Here is a 20,937-nt window from a genome sequence, read left to right as displayed (position 1 = left end):
CCGTCGTCATCTCAGCGCCTGGAAATGCCGCCGGATCCCGGCGAGCATCGATACATGAGCGGCGACGGCCTGACGGTCCGTGAGCGCGGCCAGTACCGCCGGCGCCGTGATGTGGAGATGTTCGGTGAGCGTGGTGCCCTCGGCCGTACCGTCGAACGACACCCGGCCGAAGAGTCGCACACCGGGGAACTGCCGCGCCTCGGTCAGCACCTCACCCCGAGCGGGGATATACAGTTCGGCCGCGTAGCTCGCGCGTAACACGAGGCGCCCCAACGGGATCCGATCCCGGACCCGGTAAGCCCGCAGCTGACCGCCACCGGGCGTCTCCCGGTGGCGGGTCGGCCGCACCGACACCACGAGCGGATGCACCAGCGTGATGTTGGCCAGGTCGACATAGAAGGCCCGCACCGCAGCGGGCTCGGCGGGGATCAGGTCGGACAGGGTGTGCGTACTGCCGACGGTCCAGCGCACCGCGCTAACCGAGAATGGCGGTCAGGTAGGTGATGTCACCGAAGGCGGACAAGCCCTCGATCGGCGGCTCCAGTCCGTACGTGGCATACAGCTCCGAACTCTTGTGCAGGGTCACAACCCAGCCCCGGTCGGCAAGGAACACCGACGACTCGGTGCGCTCACCGGCGTAGAACAGCTCGGTGATGTCGATATCGGTCGCGCCGCCGAAACCGTCGATTCCCTTGCCCCGCCACTGCTCCTGCGCAGACCGCATCTGATCGCCGATCCGCGCCAGCTCGTCCAGGGTGAGCGTGCCGGTGTTCTCGGCGGCCATCCGGCTGCCCGGGGCACTGAGCGCGGTGACGTTGTCCAGCAGGCGGTCCTGCGCATCCGGCGGCAGGTAGACGAGCAGGCCCTCGGCGATCCACGCCGTCGGCTGGGATGGATCGAACCCGTTGGCCCGCAACGCCGCCGGCCAGTCGTCGCGCAGATCGATACCGATGGGCCGGTGCTCGATGGCGGGCACGGCACCCTGATCGGCGAGCACACCGGTCTTGAATTCGATGACCTGCGGCTGGTCCAGTTCGTACACCGTGGTGTCCGCCGGCCACCTCAGCCGGTAGGCGCGAGCGTCCAGCCCGGAGGCGAAGATGACCGCCTGCCGAATGCCGGCGGCCGTCGCGTCGGCGAAGAAATCGTCGAAGTACTTGGTCCGCGCGGCGATCCCGTCCGACATCCGGTGCACATCGAGCGGTCCGCCGTCGGTGTCGATCTCACCGCGGGCATACCGGGTGAACGCGTCCAGGCCGACCGCGGAGACCAGCGGTTCGGCGTAGGGGTCATAGATCAGCGGTCGAGGACCACGAGTGGCCATCGCCCGCTGCATGGCCACCACGGTCGCCGTCACGCCCACGCTGGAGGCCAGATCCCAAGTGTCGTTGTCTGTGCGTGCCATAGTTAGACACACTACGCTTAATGTCGAGTCCTCATTCTTGAGGCGGATCGACACTCGACAGCACCAGCTGCAGGAAGGTGCCGTAGAGATCCTCGCCGTCCAGATGGCTGGCCAGGGTGATCCCGTCGTTGGTGGCCAGCAACACGCGGGCCAGCGGCTCGGCCGGGATGCGTAACGTACCTCCAAGCCGGGCAACACCTTTGGTGATGTAGTCCGCCAGCGATCGGATGGTTTCCAGGCGCTGGGCCGCCACCCGCTCCCGCGCTGCCGGGTTGCGCAGCAGAAACAGGGTGAACTCGTAGTTCAGGGCCGCCGCGTGTAAGGCATCAGCCCCGCTGAGCAGTCGCCACCGTTCGGCGAAGCCGGTCACGTCGATATCGGCCAGCCGGTCGTAGGACTGCATCACGTCGGCGAATCCGTCCAGGAAACGCTGGCGGTGCCGCTCGATGACCGCCAGGAACAACTCGTCCTTGCCGCCGAACTGGGCGTAGATCGCGCCGCGCGTATAGCCGGCGGCTTCGGCGATGTCCTCCAGCGACCCGGCGTACCCGCGTCCGGCGAAGATCTTCTCCGCGGCATCGAGCAACACGGTACGGGTCTGCTCCATCCGTCGTTCCCTGGTCCAGCGCTCGGTCACCCCGTCATTCTTGCAAGAAATCAACTCAAATACATTCTTGTATCTCAGATTCATATCTGTATTATCGTGACTGCCGTCACAGCCTGACGTTTCTTCCCGGAAGGGATCTCCATGTCCATCGATTCCGCACGATCCGCCCGCCCCGGTGACTGGGTCGACGCCGAAGGCCTCACCCCCGATGCCGCCAGCGCGCTCTTCCCCATGCAGATCCCCACCGAGCGGTACACCTCGCCCGAGTTCGTCGACCGCGAACGAAAAGCCATCTGGACCCGCGTCTGGCAGATCGTGGGACGCGTCGACGAACTGCGAAAGCCCGGCGATTTCAAGGAGTACCGGATCTTCGACCAGTCCTATGTCGTGCTGCTCGGCAAGGACGGCGACCTTCGCGGGTTCGTGAACGCCTGTCGGCACCGCGGCAACGTGTTGCTCTCGGGCACCGGCCAGGCCCGGCAGCGCATCGTCTGTCAGTACCACCTGTGGTCCTATGACCTGGACGGAAATCTGCGCGGCTGCTCGAAACCCGAAATCGACAAGGACGCCCACGGTTTGCTCCAGGTGGCGGTCGACACCTTCGCCGGATTCATCTTCCTCAACCCGGATCCGGATGCCGCTCCGCTGCGCGACTTCCTCGGCGAAGACGTCATCGGGATGCTGGAGCCCTATCACCTCGACGAGATGACGACGGTGCTCGATGTGCGAGAAGCCTTGGAATGCAACTGGAAAGTGGTGATGGATGCGTTCGAGGAGGGCTACCACATCTCCGGCATCCATCCGCAACTGCTGCGCGTCATCGTCATCGATCCCACCAAGACCAAGTACCGATTCCTGGACAGACACAGCGTCGCCGTGGCCCCGTTCGAGGTCGCCCACGTCGCGGGCATGGGTCCGGAGAAGCAGGTGGAGGGCATCATGGATCTGCCCGAGACCTTCCCCGGCGTGGTGCGGGTACTCCCCCGCTTCACCGAGCTCGTCGAGACCTACCGTGAACCGGACGGCACCTTGGTCTTCCCCGACGGAGTGACCGGCCGCACCCTGTTACAGCGAGCCACGCGCGATTCACTGACCAACGACGGTCTGGACGTATCCGGTCTCACCGATGAGCAGATGAGCGATAACCACGGCTGGGTGCTGTTCCCCAATTTCTTCATGACCATTCGCGCCGGCGAGGCGACGATCATCATGTCCACCCCGCATCCGGACGGTGACCCGAACCGCTGCATCTGGCACATCACCAGCTTCATGTGGCTCCCGCAGGAACACCGCGCGGCATTCGCCGCCGACCTGGTGGACGTCACCGAACCGGGCAGCTACAAGTATTTCGAAGCGCTGCAGCAGGATTACGAGCAGATGCCACGTCAGCAGCTCGGTCTGCGCAACGCGCGCCTGCATCACATGGCGTTGGTCGACGAGGAGGTCGTCATCGCTCACTACCACTCCGTCATCGACCGCTATCTGGCGGCGACCTGATGTCCCGGCGGGCCGATACCGTGCTCCGGTATGCCAAGACCACCGGGGACCTTGTCACCAAGGCCAAACAACCCGGCTTCACGGCCGCGGACTGGGCGCCCCTGGCCGAGCTCGTCGACACCGAGAACTTCCACCGGGTCGGCGCCTTCAAGGAGGAGATGGACTGGGATGCGTACGTGGCATTCCTGACCGGCTGGGCCACCACCTCGGAATGGGAGTGCACGTTCAAACGAATCACCGAGCACGACGGCCTGGTGTTCCTGGAGCTCGAGGAACACAGCGTGGTGGGCGATTTCCGCAGTGTGGTGAACTCACTCTCGGTCTATGAGTTCGGGTCCGACGAACGGATCCGGCGCCTTGACCTGTACCTGCAGATGGCGCTGCCACAGTGATGCCTCCACTTCGCGCCGACCAGTGGGGCGAGCCGGAGTACGCCGCATTCGCGGCGCTGCTGAACCTGCCTGCCGACAAGGTGCCCCGCGCCGGATCCGGTGGGGCGCTGGACCCGCTGAACTTCGACATCATCGGGATGCTGGCCCGTCACCCCGAAATGGCCCGGGTTTTCCTGGGATTCAACGGGTTTCTGTTACAACGCGGCGAGTTGTCCGGCAGGCTGCGCGAGCTCGTCATCCTGCGGGTGGCACACCGGCACCGATCGGCGTTCGAATGGGGCCAGCACGTCCGGCTGGGCGCCGCGGTGGGCGTCACCGCAGACGATGTCGCCGCGCTCACCGAGGGCAATGACGGTTTCGGCGGCACCGACCGGCTGGTCCTGGATACCACCGACGAACTGATCGCCACCGGTCGTGCGGACTGGTCCACCTGGCAGGCCCTGGTCGACGAGCTCGGCGAACACGCCGCCATGGAGCTGATCTTCATCGTCGGCACCTACACGCTGACCGCGATGGCGTTCGGCACCTGGGGGCTACAACCGCAACCGGGCACTGCTGCCCTACCGAGACGAGGAGAAACCGCGTGAAGCTGGAAGACCGGATCGCCAAACATCGCCGGATGGCCGAGAGTTACCGCGACAAGTACGTCCTGCAGAAGGTGCAGGAGGGCGAAAGTTACGACGAATGGGTGTTCACCGACGACGCGGTCTACACCTCCCCCTACTTCGTCGCCGATCAGGAGCTCGTCCTCAAAGATGTGGCGACGCATTGGGATACCGCGGCCACCATCGAAGCCAAGGCCTACGGGGTGGAGTTCCCCGATTGGAAGCCCGTCGACTTCAAGGTCTGGCCGGCAGAGAACGGCTTCGTGATGCGCTACCGGTGGCAGGGCACCTCGCAGACCACCGGCACGGTGATGGGCTTCTACTCGATCAGTTTCGTCGACACCAACGACGATGCCGAGATCACGCACTGGTCCACCTACGTCAACGACGAAGAGTACGGCCCGTTCCTGGAACTGGCCATCGACGCACGCGGCCCGTTCCACCACGACGAGTACATGCAGGCCCTGGGCAAGCACTTCGCCAAGCACGGGCTGACGTTCGAATGACCGCCGGCGCCACCGACAAGGTGTACTACGACCCGTGGGACGCGGCCCTCAATGCGAACCCGTACCCGACGTTTAAGCGGTTCCGCGACGAAACACCGTTGTATCACAACGAGATTCATGACTTCTATGCGGTCAGCCGGTTCGACGACGTCAACCGTGCGCTGGTCGATCACGCATCGTTCAGCTCGGCACGTGGCGCGGTGCTGGAGATCATCAAGGCCGGTGTGGAGATCCCACCGGGCTCGCTGATATTCGAGGACCCGCCCCTCCACGACATCCACCGCAACCTGCTGTCCCGCGCGTTCACGCCCCGCAAGATCAATGCGCTGGAACCGAAGGTCCGCGAGTTCACCGCCCGGTGCCTGGACCCACTCGTCGGTGGCGACCGGCTGGACTTCGTCAAGGATCTCGGCGCGGTGATGCCGCTGCGCGTGGTCAGCGAGCTGTTCGGCATTCCCGAGGACTATCAGAGCCGGGTCACGCAAGACGGTGACAAGTACGTGCGCACCGAACGCGGAGCCCAGATGACCGACAACCCCGACGGGCCCATCACCGACGGCCAACTGTTCGCCGAGTTCGTCGACTGGCGGATCGACCATCCGGCCGATGACCTGACCACCGAACTGCTCAATGCCGAGTTCACCGACGAGACGGGCCGCACCCGCAAGCTGCGCCGCGAAGAACTGCTGATGTTCATGAACGTCGTCGCGGTGGCCGGGTCGGAGACCACCACCCGGCTGATCGGGTGGGCCGGCAAGCTGCTCTCCGAGCATCCCGATCAACGCCGCCGGTTGGTCGACGACAGGTCCCTGGTACCGGGCGCGGTCGAGGAGATCCTGCGCTTCGAGCCGCCGGCGCTACAGGCCGCCCGCCACGTGACGCGCGATGTCGAGTTCCACGACACCACGGTGCCTGCGGGCAGTGCGATCATCCTGTTGATCGGTGCGGCCAACCGCGATGAACGCCGGTTCGGAGTGAACGCCGAAGAGTTCGATGTGACCCGGGCCCCGCGGCAGCACCTGACGTTCGGGGTCGGCGCACACTACTGCCTCGGCAACGCGCTGGCACGCATCGAGGGCCGTATCGCCTTGGACGAGATCATGAATCGCTTCCCGGACTGGGCAGTCGATCTCGACAACGCGGTGTTCTCGTCATCGTCGGTGGTGCGCGGCTGGGACAGCATGCCCGCCCACATCTGAACTAGGGAACGGGTGCCGGAGCAGGTGCCGGCGGCGGGAAGAGCGAGTTGATCGCCGCCTGAATCGGATCCACCGGCGGGGGTGCCGGCACGGACTCCGCCGGCACCGGGACCTGCTGCGGCGCCGGGACCTGCTGGGGCGCCGGAGCCTGCTGCGGTGCCGGGACCTGCTGGGGCGCGGGGGCCTGCTGCTCGGGAACGACCGGCACCGCGGCCGGCGGCGGGCCGGGCAGCGGACCAGGAGCCTGTTCGACGACGGGCGCCGCGGCCGGCACCTGCTCGGGCGCCACGGCCACCTGCGGAGGGACCTCGACGGGAATGACCGGGATAGCCGCCGGCTCGCCGGCCTGCAAGGGCACGATGGCTTCGGAATACACGGGCGGCGGCGCGGCGGGCTCCGAATTCGACCGCTCGGGCACCACGAGCTCCTGAGCCTGCGGCGCGGGAGCCGGGATCGAGCTGACGATCTGCGACGTCCCCGCCGCCGGGCTCACCGGCTGGGTGGCCGTAGCCAGCGGCGCCGGCGCATCAGGGCCGCTGAACTGCGAGCCGACTGCCAACAGTGCGATCACAGCGGTGACCGCCGCAGCACCGGCCATGGTCGCCAACCTCGCGGGTGACGCATCCCGAACCCAGCCGCGTAGACGATGGACTCTGCCGTCGGTCGACCCGGCCGGAACGGCATTGGTCGCCACTGCGCGGGCCGCGTCATAGGCCGGGGTGAAGCGGGTCGTGGCTGCTTCGGTGGCCTCTGGTGGAAGTGCCACCGCCACCGTGAGCGAGTCGTCCGGATCGGCCGGCTCCGGCTCGATGTCCACATCGAGCAGAACCGACAGATCGGCGTCGGTCAGCGTCACCGCACGTGCAGCAGCGGTGTGGGCGGCGCGGTCCGCGGCCGCCGGGGCGGCGTTCTGCAGCCGCACCGAACGGACATCGGCGTAGCCGCACTCCTTGAGCGTCGCGATCAGCTGCACCGCATGCGCAGCCACGTCATCGCCCCAGGTGACACCGATGGACTCGATCTCGTGCCCGCTGGCCGACGCGATGGCCTGCGCTCCCCGCACCGCGGCCAGCGCCCGTGACTGCAGGTCATCGATGGTGGTGACGCTGAAGGAGTCATCGTCGACGGTCAGTGCTTCGGGTTCTGCGCCGTCGACCAGGACCCAGCCCACACCGGCCGATGTCACCGACAGACCCAGTACCGTCTTCACCCCTGGCCCACTCCTGTCACGTTGTTCACACCGGCCAACCGTCAATCGCGCCGAGCATAGTTTGCTCGCTTCCGTGCGGCATCTTGTGAGGAAAGCGCGAATTGATGTCGTACTGGGACCTTCGGCGCTCCGCTCCACCTCGTTACCTGGGGCTGGGTACCCCGAAGACCACGCCGCACACATCGTGGGCCGGCCCGCGGTGGCACCGAATGTTCACCGAGCGGTCACCGACCGGTTCCGGTCAGCGCCCGAAGCCGGCCTTTCGTAGCGCGTCGGCCATCGAACCCGACGACTGACGAGACTCCGGGCGGGCTTGGTTGCCACGGTTCTGGTTGCGGCGTTCGCCACCATCGCGCCGGGGAGCATTGTTACCGCGTTCGGGCCGCTTCCCCTGACCGCCCTGCGGATTGTCGTTGAGCCGGAGGGTCAAGCCGATGCGCTGGCGTTCGACATCCACATCGACCACCTTGACGCGCACCACCTGACCCGATCTGACCACCTCGTGCGGATCCGAGACGAAACGGTCCGACATCGCGGATACGTGCACCAGCCCGTCCTGGTGCACACCGATGTCCACGAACGCACCGAACGCCGCAACATTGGTCACGACACCTTCGAGCACCATGCCGACCTTCAGATCGGCCACCTTCTCCACGCCGGCGGCGAAGGTGGCGGTCGAGAAGGCCGGCCGGGGATCGCGCCCGGGTTTCTCCAACTCGGCCAGGATGTCGGTGACCGTCGGGATCCCGAAGCGGTCATCGGCGAACTCGGCCGGCTTGAGTGCCCGCAACGACCGCTCGTCGCCGATCAGCTCGCCGAGGGTGACACCGGCGCGGTCCAGGATGCGCCGCACCACCGGGTAGGACTCGGGGTGTACGCCGGAGGCATCCAGTGGATCCTCGCCACCGGTGATCCGCAGGAAGCCCGCGCACTGCTCGAAAGCCTTGGGCCCCAGGCGGGGAACCTCAAGGAGGGCCTTGCGGTTGGCGAAGGCGCCGACCTTCTCCCGATGCGCGACGATGGATTCGGCCAGCGATTCGGTCACCCCGGACACCCGCGACAGCAGCGGCACCGATGCGGTGTTCAGATCCACCCCGACGGCGTTCACCGCGTCTTCGACGACGGCATCCAGGCTGCGGGCCAGCGTGCCAGGGGTGATGTCGTGCTGGTACTGCCCGACACCGATCGACTTGGGGTCGATCTTCACCAGTTCGGCCAGCGGGTCCTGCAGCCTGCGCGCGATGGAGACCGCGCCGCGGATGGTGACGTCGAGGTCGGGCAGTTCGTGGGCGGCGTACGCCGACGCCGAGTACACCGAGGCGCCGGCCTCGCTGACCATGGCCTTGGTGGGCGCCGGTGCGCCCGCGGCCCGGATATCGGCGATGAGTTCGGTTGCCAGAGCATCGGTTTCACGCGAGGCGGTGCCGTTGCCGATCGCGATGAGCTGCACACCGTGGCGGGCGACCAACGCGGCCAGGGTGGCCTTGGCGTTGTCCCATTGCTTCTGCGGCTGGTGCGGGAAGACGGCGCAGCTGTCGACCACCTTGCCGGTGCTGTCCACCACGGCGACCTTCACGCCGGTCCGGAAGCCCGGGTCCAGTCCGAGGGTGGTGCGGGTGCCCGCGGGTGCGGCCAGCAGCAGATCCTTGAGGTTGCGGGCGAACACCGCCGTGGCTTCCTCCTCGGCCCGCTGCCGCAGCTTGATCCGGGCGTCGACAGAAGCCGAGATCATCAGCTTGGTACGCCAGGCCAGGCGTACCGTCGTGGCCAGCCACGGCGTCGCCGGACCCGGCGCGGTCATATCGATCCCGAGGGACTGTGCGACCCGGGCTTGGTAGACCTCGTCCTCGCCGGGATCGAAGGTCAGTGCGAGTGCCTCTTCCTTCTCACCACGCAACACCGCCAGCACCCGGTGCGACGGCATCTTCTCCAGCGGCTCCGCGAAATCGAAGTAATCGCGAAACTTCTGTGCGGCAGCGCTCTTCGCGGCATCATCGGACCACGGCCGGGTCCGCAGGGTGCCATCGGCCCAGAACTTCGCGCGGACCTCGCCCACCAGTTCGGCGTCTTCGGCGGCCCGCTCGATCAAGATGTGCCGGGCCCCGTCGAGCGCGGCGGCGACGTCGGCGACGTTCTCGCCCAGGAATTCGGCCGCGGCCTCGTCCGGCACCACGGTGGGGTCGGTCAGCAACCGGTCGGCCAGCGGCTCCAAACCGGCTTCGCGGGCGATCTGTGCCTTGGTGCGCCGCTTCTGCTTGTACGGCAGGTAGATGTCCTCGACCCGGGCCTTGGTGTCTGCGGCGAGCAGCGCGGCCTTGAGTGCGTCGGTGAGCTTGCCCTGCTCCTCGATGGAGGCCAGCACGGCCGCACGCCGCTGATCCAGCTCGCGCAGGTACTGCAGGCGCTCTTCCAGGGTGCGCAGCTGGCCGTCGTCCAGGCTGCCGGTGGCCTCTTTGCGGTAGCGGGCGATGAACGGCACCGTCGCCCCCTCGTCGAGCAGCGCCACGGCGGCCGCCACCTGGCCTTCTGCGACTGCCAGTTCCTCAGCGAGACGGGTGTTTACAGATTTGACGATGTGTACGGCGGTCTGACTCACCCGGTGGACCCTACCGAACGGCGGCGACAGGACCGGGCAGCCCGGGCCGAACGCCGATCGTGAGGCGGCCGGCGATCAACGCCACCAGGAACGCCGCCAGCGCGGTGAAGCCCCCGGCCCCGCTCAGGCCGAACTTCGCCATCAGCAGCAACGCCACGCCGGCCACGCACACCAGTACGCCGGCGGCCGTCGAACGAAGGCCGGTGGCGCCGGCCGGGGCGTCCCACCACGGCAGCGGTCGGTGCTCGAGCGGAGACAGAAGGGTGAAGAAGACGGCCATGACCACGGCGAAGACCACGGCACGCAAGGCGAGCAGCCCCCAGAATCCCGGCGCGTGCACGTCATAGGCATCCAGACCGACGGCGTGCAGACCGAACGTCGCCACCGCGATGGCGGGGATATGCCAGAGGTAGAGCGTCATCGCTCCCCCGTTACCCGTCGCGACGACAGCCCAGACCCGCGGGCGCTGGGCCCACCGCCGGATCGGCCCGGCGGCGGCGACGAACAGTAACGACATCCAGGTGCAGTGCAGGGCCAGCAGGGTGGTGGGCGGCGAGACGTTGGAGAGGCGTTCTGTGCCGGTGACCACCAGGGACACCTCGTAGGGTCCGGCCACCACCAGCAGCACCTGACCGGTGCAGGCGACGGCGGCCGCCAGCAGCGCCCCGATCGGATGGATCAGCCCACGGGCGTAGGCCACGCCGATGACGATCGGGATGAGCCAGACGAGGACGAAGTTGGGTAACCCGGCGTCGGGAGTCCCGAGAGTCAGGCGCAGGGCATCGAAGGCCGCCGCGGCGGCGATCAGGGCCGCCACCACGGCGGTGAAAGCGCCCAGACTGCGTAGCCGGGTCAGCGCCGGCACGAAGGCGAGCACCACCAGGTACACCCCGAGGAACCACAGCAGGGCGACGCATTCACGGCCCAGGCCCGCCGCGGATTCCGCCCCGAGAATCGCGCGCGCGGCCAGCAGCGCGACCGCCCAGAACGCCAGATACCAGAACACCGGGCGGCACAGTCGCTGCGCCCTGGTGAACAGCCATGTGCCCCAGGTGTTCCGGTCCGGATGCCAGGAGTAGGCCCCGGCGGCTCCGCCCGCCAGGAAGAACAGCGGCATGACCTGCACCACCCAGGTGATCGGCGCCAGCGCCGGCAGTTCGCCCAGGATGTTGCCGATGCGAAGACCGCTGTCGTCGATGGTCGCCAGCAGCAGCGCAGAGTGCCCGAAGATCACCACCACCAGGGCGGTGAGCCGGGCGACGTCGACGGCACGGTCGCGGCCCGGGGTGGCCGGGGCGGTGTGCGTGTTCACGGGTTCGGTGAGCGACATACCGTCAGCCTGCCCGAATTCGCGCCGACTGGGATGAGTAGGACTACGTGGTTTCGCACCGGGGGCGAGCGAAGCGACGGGTGGATTTACGGCAACGAGGCGATCAGCGGGGTGTCGACACCGGCGGGCCCCAATTCGGCGGCGCCACCGGGGTTCCCCAGCGGCCGGTCCCGGCCCGGCAGCACATCGCTGAAGAACGCGGCGTTATCGGCCATGTACGGCAGCTGGTCCTCGGGCAGATCGGTCTCGTAATAGATGGCGTCGGCCTCACAGGCGATCCGGCAGGCACCGCAGTCGACACATTCATCGGGGTTGATGTACATGGTGCGGGCGCCCTCGTAGATGCAGTCCACGGGGCATTCGGCGACGCACGACTTGTGCTTGACGTCCACACAGGCGCTTCCGATCACGTAGGTCATGCCCGCAACGCTACGGCCGGATCAGCCCGGATTCGCCTGCCGAAGGCACTCTCCGGTAGGGACCAAAGTCCCTATTGACCATGGCGGGTATCGAGCGGCCGCTCAGGGCCGGCTCGACGGCGGACGGCGGCGGGTGGCGCCCCACAACCCGACGCCGATTCCGACGACCGCGCCGCCCAGGCCGATCACCTGCTGGCCTCGCGTCAGTTCCTTGTGCACCGGAAGACCACCCAGCAGGTCGGCCGCGTCGGCGCCACCGGATGCCAGGAACCATCCGCGGGTGTCACGGCCGCGCAATCCGGCCGCGAACAGCAGTCCGCCGATCAGCGCATCGCGGTAGCCCATGGACCGCAGCAGCAGCCGCGCCGAAGGGCCGGGATCGTTGGGTTCACCCCACACCTTGTTGGCGCGCATCGGATCCACCAGGAAGGACAGTCCCGAAGCGAGCCGAATGACGCCTGCGACGAGTGCCGCGCGATCAATACCGGACATGGCCGACCTCACACCAGGATCGCGTTGTCGGGGACCAGGAACGGCTCCGGCATCGAATCGGTGGGCCCGATCACGCCGGCACCGGTGAGCAGGCCGATCAGATTCCCCAGCACGTTGGTCGTCTGGAAGAGCACGTCGGCGACGAACTGGACCGGCAGCACCGCGATCGACGCGATGGTGCTGATCAGGAAGATGCCCTGGTCGGCCACGGCTTGCAGCTGTGCGACGACCTGGTCGGTGAACTGGTTCAGGAAGTACGGGATCGAGGCGAAGATGGTGCGCACGCTCAGACGCACCTGCGTGCCCAGGTCGGGGTAGCCGATATCGGCGATCGCCTCCGTGAGTGCGGCCTCCACACCGCTGTCCGGGGTCGCTCCGGGGCCGTGCGCGGTCAGCGGCACGCCGTCGAAGTCGCTCGACAACGGCGCGCCGAAGAGACTCAGGATCGTCGGGGTGATGTCGGCGATCGAGTACTGCAGGTTGACTTTCCCGTCGCCGAAGTCGGGCCCATCAGCGACCACGAATGTCGTTGTCTCGGTGGGTGTCTGGAATCCATGCCCGAAACCGAGCTGCGGCTGGTGGCCGTGGTCGGTGACCACCAGCACCGTCCAGTCCTCCCCGGTGGCGGCCTCGCGATCGGCGACGGCCTTCAGGATCAGCCGGAGGTTCTCATCGGTACGGGTCAGCGCATCCGTGTATTGAGTGGACGCGCCGCCGTGTGCGTGGCCGGCCTCGTCGACCTGGACCAGGTAGCTGAACAGGAAGTTCGGGACGTCCTCGTATCCCTGGTCGACGCCCAGGATCGTCCTGACCGTCTCGTCGGTCACCGCGGTATCGGTCTGCGACCAATTGGTGTCTCCGGCGACACGTGGGATGAGGATGGACTGATCCGCGCCATAGCTGCCCGCGCTGGAAATGTCGGTGATCACGTCCCAGTCGGCGATGGTCTTGGTGATGGTGCCCCGGTTCCACGCTTCCAGCCGGTCGAACACCGTGTGCCAGACGTTGTACACCTGCGGGTTGAAGATGTTGTTGATCACGCCGCTCTTGGTGTCCCACACGCCGGTCAGCATGGTCGTCCAGGAGGGGTTGGAGATGGTGGTGTGCCCCTGGATGCTCGACGCGCCAGTGGTGCTGGTGTCCAACAGATCCAGGAAGTTCTCGTTGTTGCCGTTGTCGTCATTGCCGAGCAGCCGGCCCAGGCTGGTGCCGTCGATACCGATGACGAGGACGTGCTGGGTCGGGGCGGCGGTGATCTGGCCGACCGCGTCACCGGTGCTGGTGCTCATGGCGCGGCTGCGCGAGGTGGTGGTGGCCGCGGTGGCACTGGACAGGCCGACCGGCGTGGCGGGCACCGCGGGCAGCGGGAGCGGTAACGGATCGGGATCGGGCGCGGGAGCGACGGGTGTGCTCACCGTCAGCGTGGGTGCTGCCTTCACCGCGGGTTCGACGGCCTTGGCGGCGATCGGCTCGGCGCTGCTCTGCGGGGTGACCGCGGGCGCCGGATCGGGGTCCGCGGCAACGGTCGCCGGCACGGCCGGCGTCACCTTCTTCCGCGTGGACGTGGTGGAGCCAACGGCCGTCCCGGAGACCGATTCGGTTGCCTTGCGGACCTTTTCACCCGGTGCGCGGCTCTTCCTCGGTGTGCCGACGTCGCCGCGTGTGCGTGTACCCGCCTTCGTTGTGGACTCCGCCGGGCTGTCGGCATCCTCGCCCGGGGTCGCAGCGGTGGTGGCGCCCGCATCGGCTTTGGGCGCCGAGGAGGCGGTGCCCCCTTTGTCACTGTCACTGTCACTGTGGCCGGTGTCGCTGGCCGGTGAGTCTCCGCTCGTACTGCTGGCACCGGTGCCGGCGGGGTCGGCATAGGCCACCGCGGTCGCGGCCGCCGATCCGGCCCCGGCGATCACCCCGGCCATGGCGACACCAAGGCACACCTGTTTGACGGTCTTCACCAGAGTTCTCCGATCCGATATTCGAGACTGGAGGCTACGCGGCCATTGACAGGCATCACACAGTTTTCCGGGATCCGCGACGACGGCCGAGCCGGGATGCCGAACACCCGATGTTTGCCGGGCGCACTGATTACAGTGCTGTTCGTGGGCGCGAAGCTACTGGCCGGCGACCGGCGCAAGTCGGTCGGCCGTTGGCTGGCGCTCGCGGCGTCGTTGATGGTGTCCGCGGCCATGGTCCACGCCCAGAACACCTCGCCCACACCGGATGCCACCACGGCGCGTGAGCCGGTTCGGACGTCTGCCCCGCCGGCCGTTTCCCCCACCGTGACAACCACCGGAGCGGAGTTGCTGGCGGCCAGTGCCCCCTCCGAAGAAGCCCGGGTATTCGACTATCCACTGGCAGCGGGAGTCGCCCCGGAGAGCGGGCTGCAGATCAAGACGATCTGGGTGGCACGCGTCATCAGCATGATGTTCCCGGAGATCAAGACGATCGGCGGTTACCGGCAGGATCCGCTGAAGTGGCATCCGCACGGACTCGCCATCGATGTGATGATCCCGAACTACCATTCCGACGCCGGGATCGAACTCGGCAATCAGATCGCCGGGTACGCCCTGGCCAACGCGCAACGCTGGGGTGTGCTGCACGTGATCTGGCGGCAAGGTTTCTACCCCGGCATCGGCGCGCCGAGCTGGACCGCGGACTACGGCAACGAGACCGCCAACCACTTCGACCATGTGCACATTGCCACCGACGGTGGCGGTTATCCCACCGGACACGAGACCTACTACCTGGGGTCGATGCAGTCCTAGATACTCCCCGGGTCGCTTCGCTCCTGCCCGCCGCCGGCACGGACGGTTCGGTGACCTAGTGCCCTATTGCCCCGGCGGGGCGTGCCGAAGACTGATCGCTTCATGCTCACCGCGTCTCAGCGCACCGACAGGGGTAGGAATGATCGATCTCGAGTTCGACGCCACACGGTCCCTGGTCGTCATCCGTCCGCAATCTCGGCTCCGGGCAGGAGATTTCGACACGCTCGCCAATGCCGTCGACCCACAGATCGAGGCAGCGGGTTCATTGGCCGGCATCATCATCGACGCTCCCTCATTTCCCGGTTGGGCTGATTTCGCCGCGCTGATCCGCCACTTCCGTTTCGTCCGGGACCACCAGAAGCATGTCAAGAAGGTCGCCGTGGTGACAGACTCGCCGATCGGGGATCTCGCCGAACACCTGGCGTCACACTTCATATCGGCGCAGATCAGACATTTCCCCGGTGGCAACGCCGAGTCGGCCCGACAGTGGATTGCGGGCGAGTCATGATCCGCCTCAGCCGGAATCATGGTGCGACCGGCGATCACGCTCTACGCTGGGGCCGCACCGCCGCCCGCCGCAGGTACGACGCCCCGATGGAGATGCACCCTGGCCAGTCATGAACCCGGGACTCGCGGGCCACGTTCCGGCCTCTTGTGGCTGAGCCGCGAAACGGGCCAGGAGGTGCTGCGGGCCGACGGCACGGTCGTCGGACTGGTCGCCGACCTCTCCGTCGAACTCGATCAACCCAGCGGACCGCAGATGGTGCAGCGCCTTCTCATCCGGCGCCGGCGAGCACCGGGCCTTCTGGTCCCGTGGACAGCGGTGGTCGAGTTCGGACGTCACGGCGTACTCCTGAACGACGGGATCGACACGGCCGTCCCGTTCGACCCGGACGGCACCGGGCTTCGTGACCACGAGATCCTGCTTCTCCGCGACGTACTCGACACCCAGGTCGTCGACATCGTCGGGCAGCGCCTGGCCCGTGTTTCGGATGTGGTGCTCAATCGAACGGCGGATGGCCGACTCGAATTGGTCGGCGCCGAAGTCGGATTCGGCGGGGTGCTGCGACGACTCGGTCTGCACCGACTGGCAGTGCGCGCCGGCGACGACGTGGTGGACTGGACCGATCTGCATCTCACCTCGGAACGCGGCCACACCGTGCAACTCAACACGCCCCGTTCGGCCGTCCACCATCTCGACGAGTCCGGACTCGTCGCGCTCGTCGACCGGCTCGACGTCGAGTCGGCTGCCGAGGTTCTGGCGACGACGAAACCGCTTGTCGCGGCTCGGGTGATCCATGGCTCGGACCCGGTCATCGGGGAGAAGGTACTCCGGGCAATGCCCGGTGACCGCGCCGCGCACATCGTGGCGGCGATGCCGTCCGCACACGCGAAGCGGTGGCTCGCCCGCCTCGCACGAGCACACGCCCATCCCGGCCGCCGTTCGCTGCGCTTCCAGGTCTGGCCGCGGCGCCGGCGGACAACCGGCGGCAGGTCGCGATGAAAGGTTCGACGCGACGAAGGTGGACACTCGGGTCGCTGATGGCGGTGGTGGGACCGGGTCTGCTCGCGGGGCTTTCGGACGACGACCCCGCCGGCATCACCACGTACTCGGTCCTCGGCGCGGACCACGGCTACCAGCTGCTGTGGGTCCTGTTGCTCTCCACCGTCGCGCTGGTGTTGTTCCACGGGCTGGCAGCGCGCATGGGCGTGGTGACGGGCCAGGGTCTCATCGGCCTGGTCCGTCAGCGCTACGGCGTGCGACTGGGTGGCGCCACCCTCGCGGCACTGGTCATCGCCAATGTCGGCACCACCTGCGCCGAGTTCGCCGGGATCGCCGCGGGAACCGAACTCTTCGGGATCAGCCGATACCTGAGCGTCCCCGCCGCCGCGCTGCTGGTATCCGTGCTGGTGTTGCGGGGCAGCTTTCACCGCGTCGAGCGCTTCCTGCTGGTGCTGTCCACGGTGTTTCTGGCCTATGTCGCCTCGGGTGTCCTCGCCCATCCGGACTGGCACGCCGCCGTTCACGGTCTGATCGTGCCGAGTATGCCCAGCGGCGGCGCAGCCATCGCCATCGTCACCGCCACCGTGGGAACCACCCTTGCGCCGTGGGGGCTGTCTTTCATCCAGTCCTACGCCGTCGACAAGAAGTTGCGGACCGCCGACCTGGCGCTCGAACGCGTCGACGTGATCACCGGAGCGCTGCTCACCGGAATCATCGGCTTCTTCGTCGTCGTGGCCTGCGCGGCGACACTGCACCGAAGCGGCCGGTCGATCCGGGATGCCGCCGATGCGGCCGTGGCGCTGCAACCGCTCGCCGGAGGTGCGGCGTCGACCCTGTTCGCCGTCGGGCTGATCGGCGCGGCGCTCCTGGCCGCCTCCGTGCTGCCGTTGTCGACGGCCTACTCGGTGTGCGAATACGCCGGAGTCGAGGCGGCGGTGGATGATTCGTTCGGCGAGGCGAAGACCTTCTATGTCACCTTCGGGGGCGTGACGCTCATCGGTGCGACCGCGGTGCTCGTGCCGACGGCGCCGCTCGTCACCATCCTGGTCGCCACCCAGGTACTGAACGCGGTGCTGCTCATACCGATACTCATCGCGATGATCGGTATCGCCAGGGACCGTGACCTCATGGGTCGTTTCACCATCAGCCGGGCCGCCACCGCGGCCTACGTCGTCACGACGGCGGTCGTTCTCATCTGTGTCGCTGCGTTGGCGGTCACGACGGTGACCGGCTGAGCGGCGCTCAGCGGTCGGCGCTGCCCGCCGAAGCAGTCAGGTCGGGCGTATGCGCAACCCGCGGAAGAGATATCGGTGCTTCGGCGAATTCGGCGGCGGCACCGGCTTCGCGAGCGAAGAAGCTGCCCACATCGCCGATCGCACTCATCAGCGGCGCCGGGAACACCACGGTGGTGTTCTTGTCCACACCCAATTCCACCAGGGTCTGCAGGTTTCGCAACTGAAGGGCCAACGGATGCGCCATCATGGTGTCCGCCGCATCACCGAGAGAGGCGGCGGCAAGCGATTCACCCTCGGCTGCAATGATCTTGGCGCGCTTCTCCCGCTCGGCCTCTGCCTCACGTGCCATCGCGCGCTTCATACCCTCGGGCAGCTGGATGTCCTTCAACTCGACGACCGTGACTTCGACGCCCCACTCCAACGTCACCACGTCGAGAATCTGCCGGATATTGGCGTTGATGACATCGGTACCGCTGAGCACCTCGTCCAACGTGTGTTGGCCGACGACGTTGCGCAGCGTGGTCTGGGCGATCTGATCGATTGCCGCGCCGACGTTCTCGATGGCCACCAGCGACCTGACGGGATCCGCGACGCGGAAGTACGCCACCGCGGCCACGTCGACGCTCACATTGTCCCGGGTGATGATCCCCTGCGACTGAATCGGCATGGTGACGATCCGCAGCGATACCTTCCACAGCCGATCTATGACGGGAATGATGAAGCGCAGACCGGGCTCACGCACACCGATGACTCGGCCGAGCCGGAACAGCACACCTCTCTCGTACTGGTTGACCACCCGAATCGACATGGCCGCCAGGAGCACCACCACGGCGACAACGATGGCGGTGGCAATGAGGACTCCGCTCACATCTCCTCCTCGACTCACGCCGGTGTGCTCCACTGTGCCCGCGCGCGGGTTGGCAGGCTAGTGCCGAAGGTCCCCTCCGGTACCGGATTCACGCCGATGTTCAGCAGTGGCCGTCGGCCGGACGCGAAGGCTCCGAGCCGTCGATGTGCGCGGCGCGCGTGATCTGGTGACGCACAATCGAGCGATGCACCCGTCGGCGCTTCGAGATAGCGCTGTGCGCTTCATCGTCGACTCCGACCCAGGACGATTGCGGCTGCGCAGCGCAGCGGTCACCACGCTGTCGCTGGTACTGGCCATCGTTGCGCTGCTGACGTTCACCCGGTACACCCATCAGCCGGTCACCGTGGCCATGCTCGGCGCCATCGTCGCCATGCAGTCGTCGGCCGCGGTGAAGGACAAGCAGCAACACGACCGGGTCATCACCACGCTGTTGCTGCCTTTGCCGGCGGTGGCCGCGGTGGCGCTTGCGGCGGTCCTTGCCCCCTTCGACTGGGTGGCCGATGTCGGGTTCATCATCGTGCTGTTCATCGCCGTGTGGGTGCGCCGGTTCGGCCCCCGGGGCAACGCGCTGGGCATGGTCTCGTTCATGTCGTACTTCTTCGCTCTGTTCATCCACGCCACCCCCGCGCAGATTCCGATCCTCGCCGCCGCCGTCGGTGTCGGGGTCTGCGCCACCTTGTTCGTGCGGGTGGTGATCCTTCCCGACCGGCCGCGCGCCGAAGTGGTCCACCTGGTACGGGCGTTGCGCGGGGTGTCGATCACGGTGCTCGACGCCGTCACCAAAGACCGCAAGAAGCACGATCTGGCTACGGTGCGGCGCCGGCTGGACCACCTCGGCGAGACCGGGTTGATGATCGATGACTGGCTGGATCGGCACGATGCCGCGGCCACCCTCAGTGTCACCAGCGACGAGCTGGCGCTTCGCGTCTTCGATGCACAGATCTCCGTCGAGCAATTGGCCGGCCTGCTGTGGGGCCTGGATGCTGCCGGCGAATGGACCGGCGGACTCGTCGACGCCGTCATCGCGCTTCGCATGTGCCTTCAGGACCATCCGACCCAGGAGGAGCTTCGTGCCGCCCGCAAGAGCGCGGCCGCGGCTGCCGACCGAGCCGACGTCTCCGCGCCCGCGGGTATCGCCACCGTCGTCGCCTATCGGGCAGTGCAGGCGCACCTTGCCATTCACCACATCACCACCAACGCCCTGGGTGTCTCCCCGGAGCCTCAGCCCGCGCCCGAACCAGAAGCAGAAGACGAGACCGCGGGCCTGGACCCCAGCACCAAAGCCGCCATCCAGGTGGCCATCGCCACCAGTGCGGCGACCGTGCTCGGTGAGCTGATCTCCCCCGATCGCTGGTATTGGGCCGTGCTGACGGCCTTCCTGGTGTTCACCGGGGTCTCCACCCGCGGGGAGATCCTCACCCGGGCAGGGCACCGCATCGTCGGCACCATCGCCGGTGTGGTGGCGGGGGTCGTGCTGGCCACCCTGATCGGGCAGAACCAGCCCGTACAGATCCTGGTGTTGGTCGTCTGTGTGTTCTGCGCGTTCTATCTGGTCACCGTCGCCTATGCCTGGTTGACGTTCTTCGTCACCGTGGTGCTGGCGATGCTGTACGGGCTGCTCGGCAATTTCAGCATCCAGGTCCTGGAGTTGCGCATCGCCGAGACCGCCGCCGGCGGTGCGGTGGGTATCGCCTCGGCGTATTTCGTCTTCACCACCGGCACCCGTGCGACGTTCGTCGAGAAGGCGGGTGACTACTTCGACCGGCTGACGGAAGTGATCCACGCCGGCATCGCGTCGGTGCTCGCGCCGGGCGGGGAGACCGATCTCGTAGCCGAGACCCGCAGCCTCGACAACGCCCTACAGGAAGTCGTGAAGGCCGGCAAGCCACTGCAATTCGGACCGGCGGTCCGGAGCCGGCGCGGAGCTCAGCGCTTGGTGCGCGGCCTCCGCGCGGGGAACCGCTCAGCACATGCCCTGGCCCGCGCCGGCGTCAATGCCGCACGGGCGGATCCCGCCACCGCGCCGTCGGAGTCCACCGCCATCGCGTTGCGTAAAGCGGCCGACCACGTGTGTGACACCGTCGCCGGCGTCGGCCGGATGATTGCGGCCGGCGACACCGGAGCTCAGGACACAGCGGTGACAAACGTGGTCGCAGAGGTGATGACGACCTCGGGTATCCCACCCGGGCCCGTCCGGGCGGCAGTGCGGGCGCTGAACAATCTGGACCGGACGTTGACCGAGGTGACCAGCCGAGTCTGAGTGCCTCCTGTGAGTTTCAGTAGCGTCCGCTGATTGCCGACGCGAGCGTC

At 67.3% G+C, this 20,937-nt stretch carries 20 protein-coding genes; 10 read left to right on the top strand and 10 right to left on the bottom strand.

From position 1 onward, the window contains the following. Window positions 1-6: 6 nt before the first annotated feature. The 3 genes from QN239_RS16050 to QN239_RS16040 are packed head-to-tail and all read right to left on the bottom strand — an operon-like array spanning window position 7 to window position 2,042. Window positions 7-471 carry an SRPBCC family protein gene (locus QN239_RS16050; RefSeq protein ID WP_499011783.1) on the bottom strand — a complete coding sequence of 155 codons (465 nt, stop codon included), beginning with the start codon at window positions 469-471 and terminating at the stop codon, window positions 7-9. 4 nt (window positions 472-475) lie between these two features. Then, on the bottom strand, window positions 476-1,405 hold the full coding sequence (locus QN239_RS16045; RefSeq protein ID WP_499011780.1) for a class I SAM-dependent methyltransferase: 930 nt from the start codon (window positions 1,403-1,405) through the stop codon (window positions 476-478). A 31-nt stretch (window positions 1,406-1,436) separates the two neighbouring features. Beyond that, window positions 1,437-2,042, bottom strand: a complete 606-nt coding sequence (locus QN239_RS16040) for a TetR/AcrR family transcriptional regulator (protein WP_499011777.1) — start codon at window positions 2,040-2,042, stop codon at window positions 1,437-1,439. 111 nt (window positions 2,043-2,153) lie between these two features. Between QN239_RS16040 and QN239_RS16035 the strand changes: the two genes are divergently transcribed. From QN239_RS16035 to QN239_RS16015, 5 genes are read left to right on the top strand one after another with little or no spacing between them, the layout of a single operon-like run. Beyond that, window positions 2,154-3,509 (top strand): aromatic ring-hydroxylating oxygenase subunit alpha, encoded by a 1,356-nt coding sequence (locus QN239_RS16035; protein ID WP_499011774.1) that lies wholly within the window; start codon window positions 2,154-2,156, stop codon window positions 3,507-3,509. After that, window positions 3,509-3,901, top strand: coding sequence for a hypothetical protein (locus tag QN239_RS16030; protein ID WP_499011772.1), 393 nt, complete (start codon window positions 3,509-3,511; stop codon window positions 3,899-3,901). The genes QN239_RS16035 and QN239_RS16030 overlap by 1 nt, the downstream gene beginning before the upstream one ends. Beyond that, window positions 3,901-4,488, top strand: a complete 588-nt coding sequence (locus QN239_RS16025) for a carboxymuconolactone decarboxylase family protein (RefSeq protein ID WP_499011770.1) — start codon at window positions 3,901-3,903, stop codon at window positions 4,486-4,488. Before QN239_RS16030 ends, QN239_RS16025 begins: the two co-directional genes overlap by 1 nt. Beyond that, the gene (locus tag QN239_RS16020) at window positions 4,485-5,012 is read left to right on the top strand and encodes a hypothetical protein (RefSeq protein WP_187095753.1); all 528 of its coding nucleotides are present in this window, start codon (window positions 4,485-4,487) and stop codon (window positions 5,010-5,012) included. The genes QN239_RS16025 and QN239_RS16020 overlap by 4 nt, the downstream gene beginning before the upstream one ends. After that, entirely contained in the window at window positions 5,009-6,211 is a 1,203-nt protein-coding gene (locus tag QN239_RS16015) for a cytochrome P450 (protein WP_499011766.1), read from the top strand. The genes QN239_RS16020 and QN239_RS16015 overlap by 4 nt, the downstream gene beginning before the upstream one ends. Window position 6,212: 1 nt before the next feature. On the opposite strand, the gene QN239_RS16010 is transcribed toward QN239_RS16015, so the two are convergent. The 6 genes from QN239_RS16010 to QN239_RS15985 form a co-directional block, all read right to left on the bottom strand. After that, entirely contained in the window at window positions 6,213-7,421 is a 1,209-nt protein-coding gene (locus QN239_RS16010) for a DUF7159 family protein (protein ID WP_499011765.1), read from the bottom strand. 241 nt (window positions 7,422-7,662) lie between these two features. Beyond that, complete coding sequence (locus QN239_RS16005) at window positions 7,663-10,017, bottom strand: Tex family protein (protein WP_499011762.1); 2,355 nt, start codon at window positions 10,015-10,017, stop codon at window positions 7,663-7,665. A 10-nt stretch (window positions 10,018-10,027) separates the two neighbouring features. Beyond that, on the bottom strand, window positions 10,028-11,347 hold the full coding sequence (locus tag QN239_RS16000; RefSeq protein WP_499011760.1) for an acyltransferase family protein: 1,320 nt from the start codon (window positions 11,345-11,347) through the stop codon (window positions 10,028-10,030). A gap of 86 nt (window positions 11,348-11,433) precedes the next feature. Further along, complete coding sequence (gene fdxA, locus QN239_RS15995; RefSeq protein ID WP_090361100.1) at window positions 11,434-11,766, bottom strand: ferredoxin; 333 nt, start codon at window positions 11,764-11,766, stop codon at window positions 11,434-11,436. Window positions 11,767-11,868: 102 nt separating this feature from the next. After that, window positions 11,869-12,258: a DUF4267 domain-containing protein gene (locus QN239_RS15990; protein WP_499011755.1), complete on the bottom strand. Its 390-nt coding sequence runs from the start codon at window positions 12,256-12,258 to the stop codon at window positions 11,869-11,871. 8 nt (window positions 12,259-12,266) lie between these two features. After that, the gene (locus QN239_RS15985; protein WP_499011753.1) at window positions 12,267-14,210 is read right to left on the bottom strand and encodes an alkaline phosphatase family protein; all 1,944 of its coding nucleotides are present in this window, start codon (window positions 14,208-14,210) and stop codon (window positions 12,267-12,269) included. A 96-nt stretch (window positions 14,211-14,306) separates the two neighbouring features. Between QN239_RS15985 and QN239_RS15980 the strand changes: the two genes are divergently transcribed. The 4 genes from QN239_RS15980 to QN239_RS15965 all read left to right on the top strand — a co-directional run bounded on the left by QN239_RS15980 (window position 14,307) and on the right by QN239_RS15965 (window position 17,759). Beyond that, window positions 14,307-15,020: a VldE C-terminal domain-containing protein gene (locus QN239_RS15980; protein ID WP_499011750.1), complete on the top strand. Its 714-nt coding sequence runs from the start codon at window positions 14,307-14,309 to the stop codon at window positions 15,018-15,020. A gap of 139 nt (window positions 15,021-15,159) precedes the next feature. Beyond that, window positions 15,160-15,528 carry a SpoIIAA family protein gene (locus QN239_RS15975; RefSeq protein ID WP_499011747.1) on the top strand — a complete coding sequence of 123 codons (369 nt, stop codon included), beginning with the start codon at window positions 15,160-15,162 and terminating at the stop codon, window positions 15,526-15,528. 144 nt (window positions 15,529-15,672) lie between these two features. Beyond that, complete coding sequence (locus QN239_RS15970) at window positions 15,673-16,524, top strand: magnesium transporter MgtE N-terminal domain-containing protein (RefSeq protein ID WP_499011746.1); 852 nt, start codon at window positions 15,673-15,675, stop codon at window positions 16,522-16,524. Further along, window positions 16,521-17,759 carry an NRAMP family divalent metal transporter gene (locus tag QN239_RS15965; protein ID WP_499011744.1) on the top strand — a complete coding sequence of 413 codons (1,239 nt, stop codon included), beginning with the start codon at window positions 16,521-16,523 and terminating at the stop codon, window positions 17,757-17,759. The genes QN239_RS15970 and QN239_RS15965 overlap by 4 nt, the downstream gene beginning before the upstream one ends. Window positions 17,760-17,766: 7 nt before the next feature. Here the strand turns inward: QN239_RS15965 and QN239_RS15960 are convergent, their stop codons facing one another. Then, window positions 17,767-18,567 (bottom strand): slipin family protein, encoded by an 801-nt coding sequence (locus QN239_RS15960; RefSeq protein ID WP_499016814.1) that lies wholly within the window; start codon window positions 18,565-18,567, stop codon window positions 17,767-17,769. A 244-nt stretch (window positions 18,568-18,811) separates the two neighbouring features. Here QN239_RS15960 and QN239_RS15955 point away from each other — a divergent pair, with 244 nt between their 5' ends. Continuing rightward, complete coding sequence (locus QN239_RS15955) at window positions 18,812-20,887, top strand: FUSC family protein (protein ID WP_499011742.1); 2,076 nt, start codon at window positions 18,812-18,814, stop codon at window positions 20,885-20,887. The last annotated feature ends 50 nt before the right edge of the window (window positions 20,888-20,937 follow it).

The organism is Mycolicibacterium sp. Y3 (assembly GCF_051188035.1).
In the GTDB taxonomy this organism is placed as follows: domain Bacteria; phylum Actinomycetota; class Actinomycetes; order Mycobacteriales; family Mycobacteriaceae; genus Mycobacterium; species Mycobacterium fluoranthenivorans.
The sequence above is the reverse complement of the archived record's forward strand: the minus strand, read 5'-3'. Positions and strand labels throughout refer to the sequence as shown.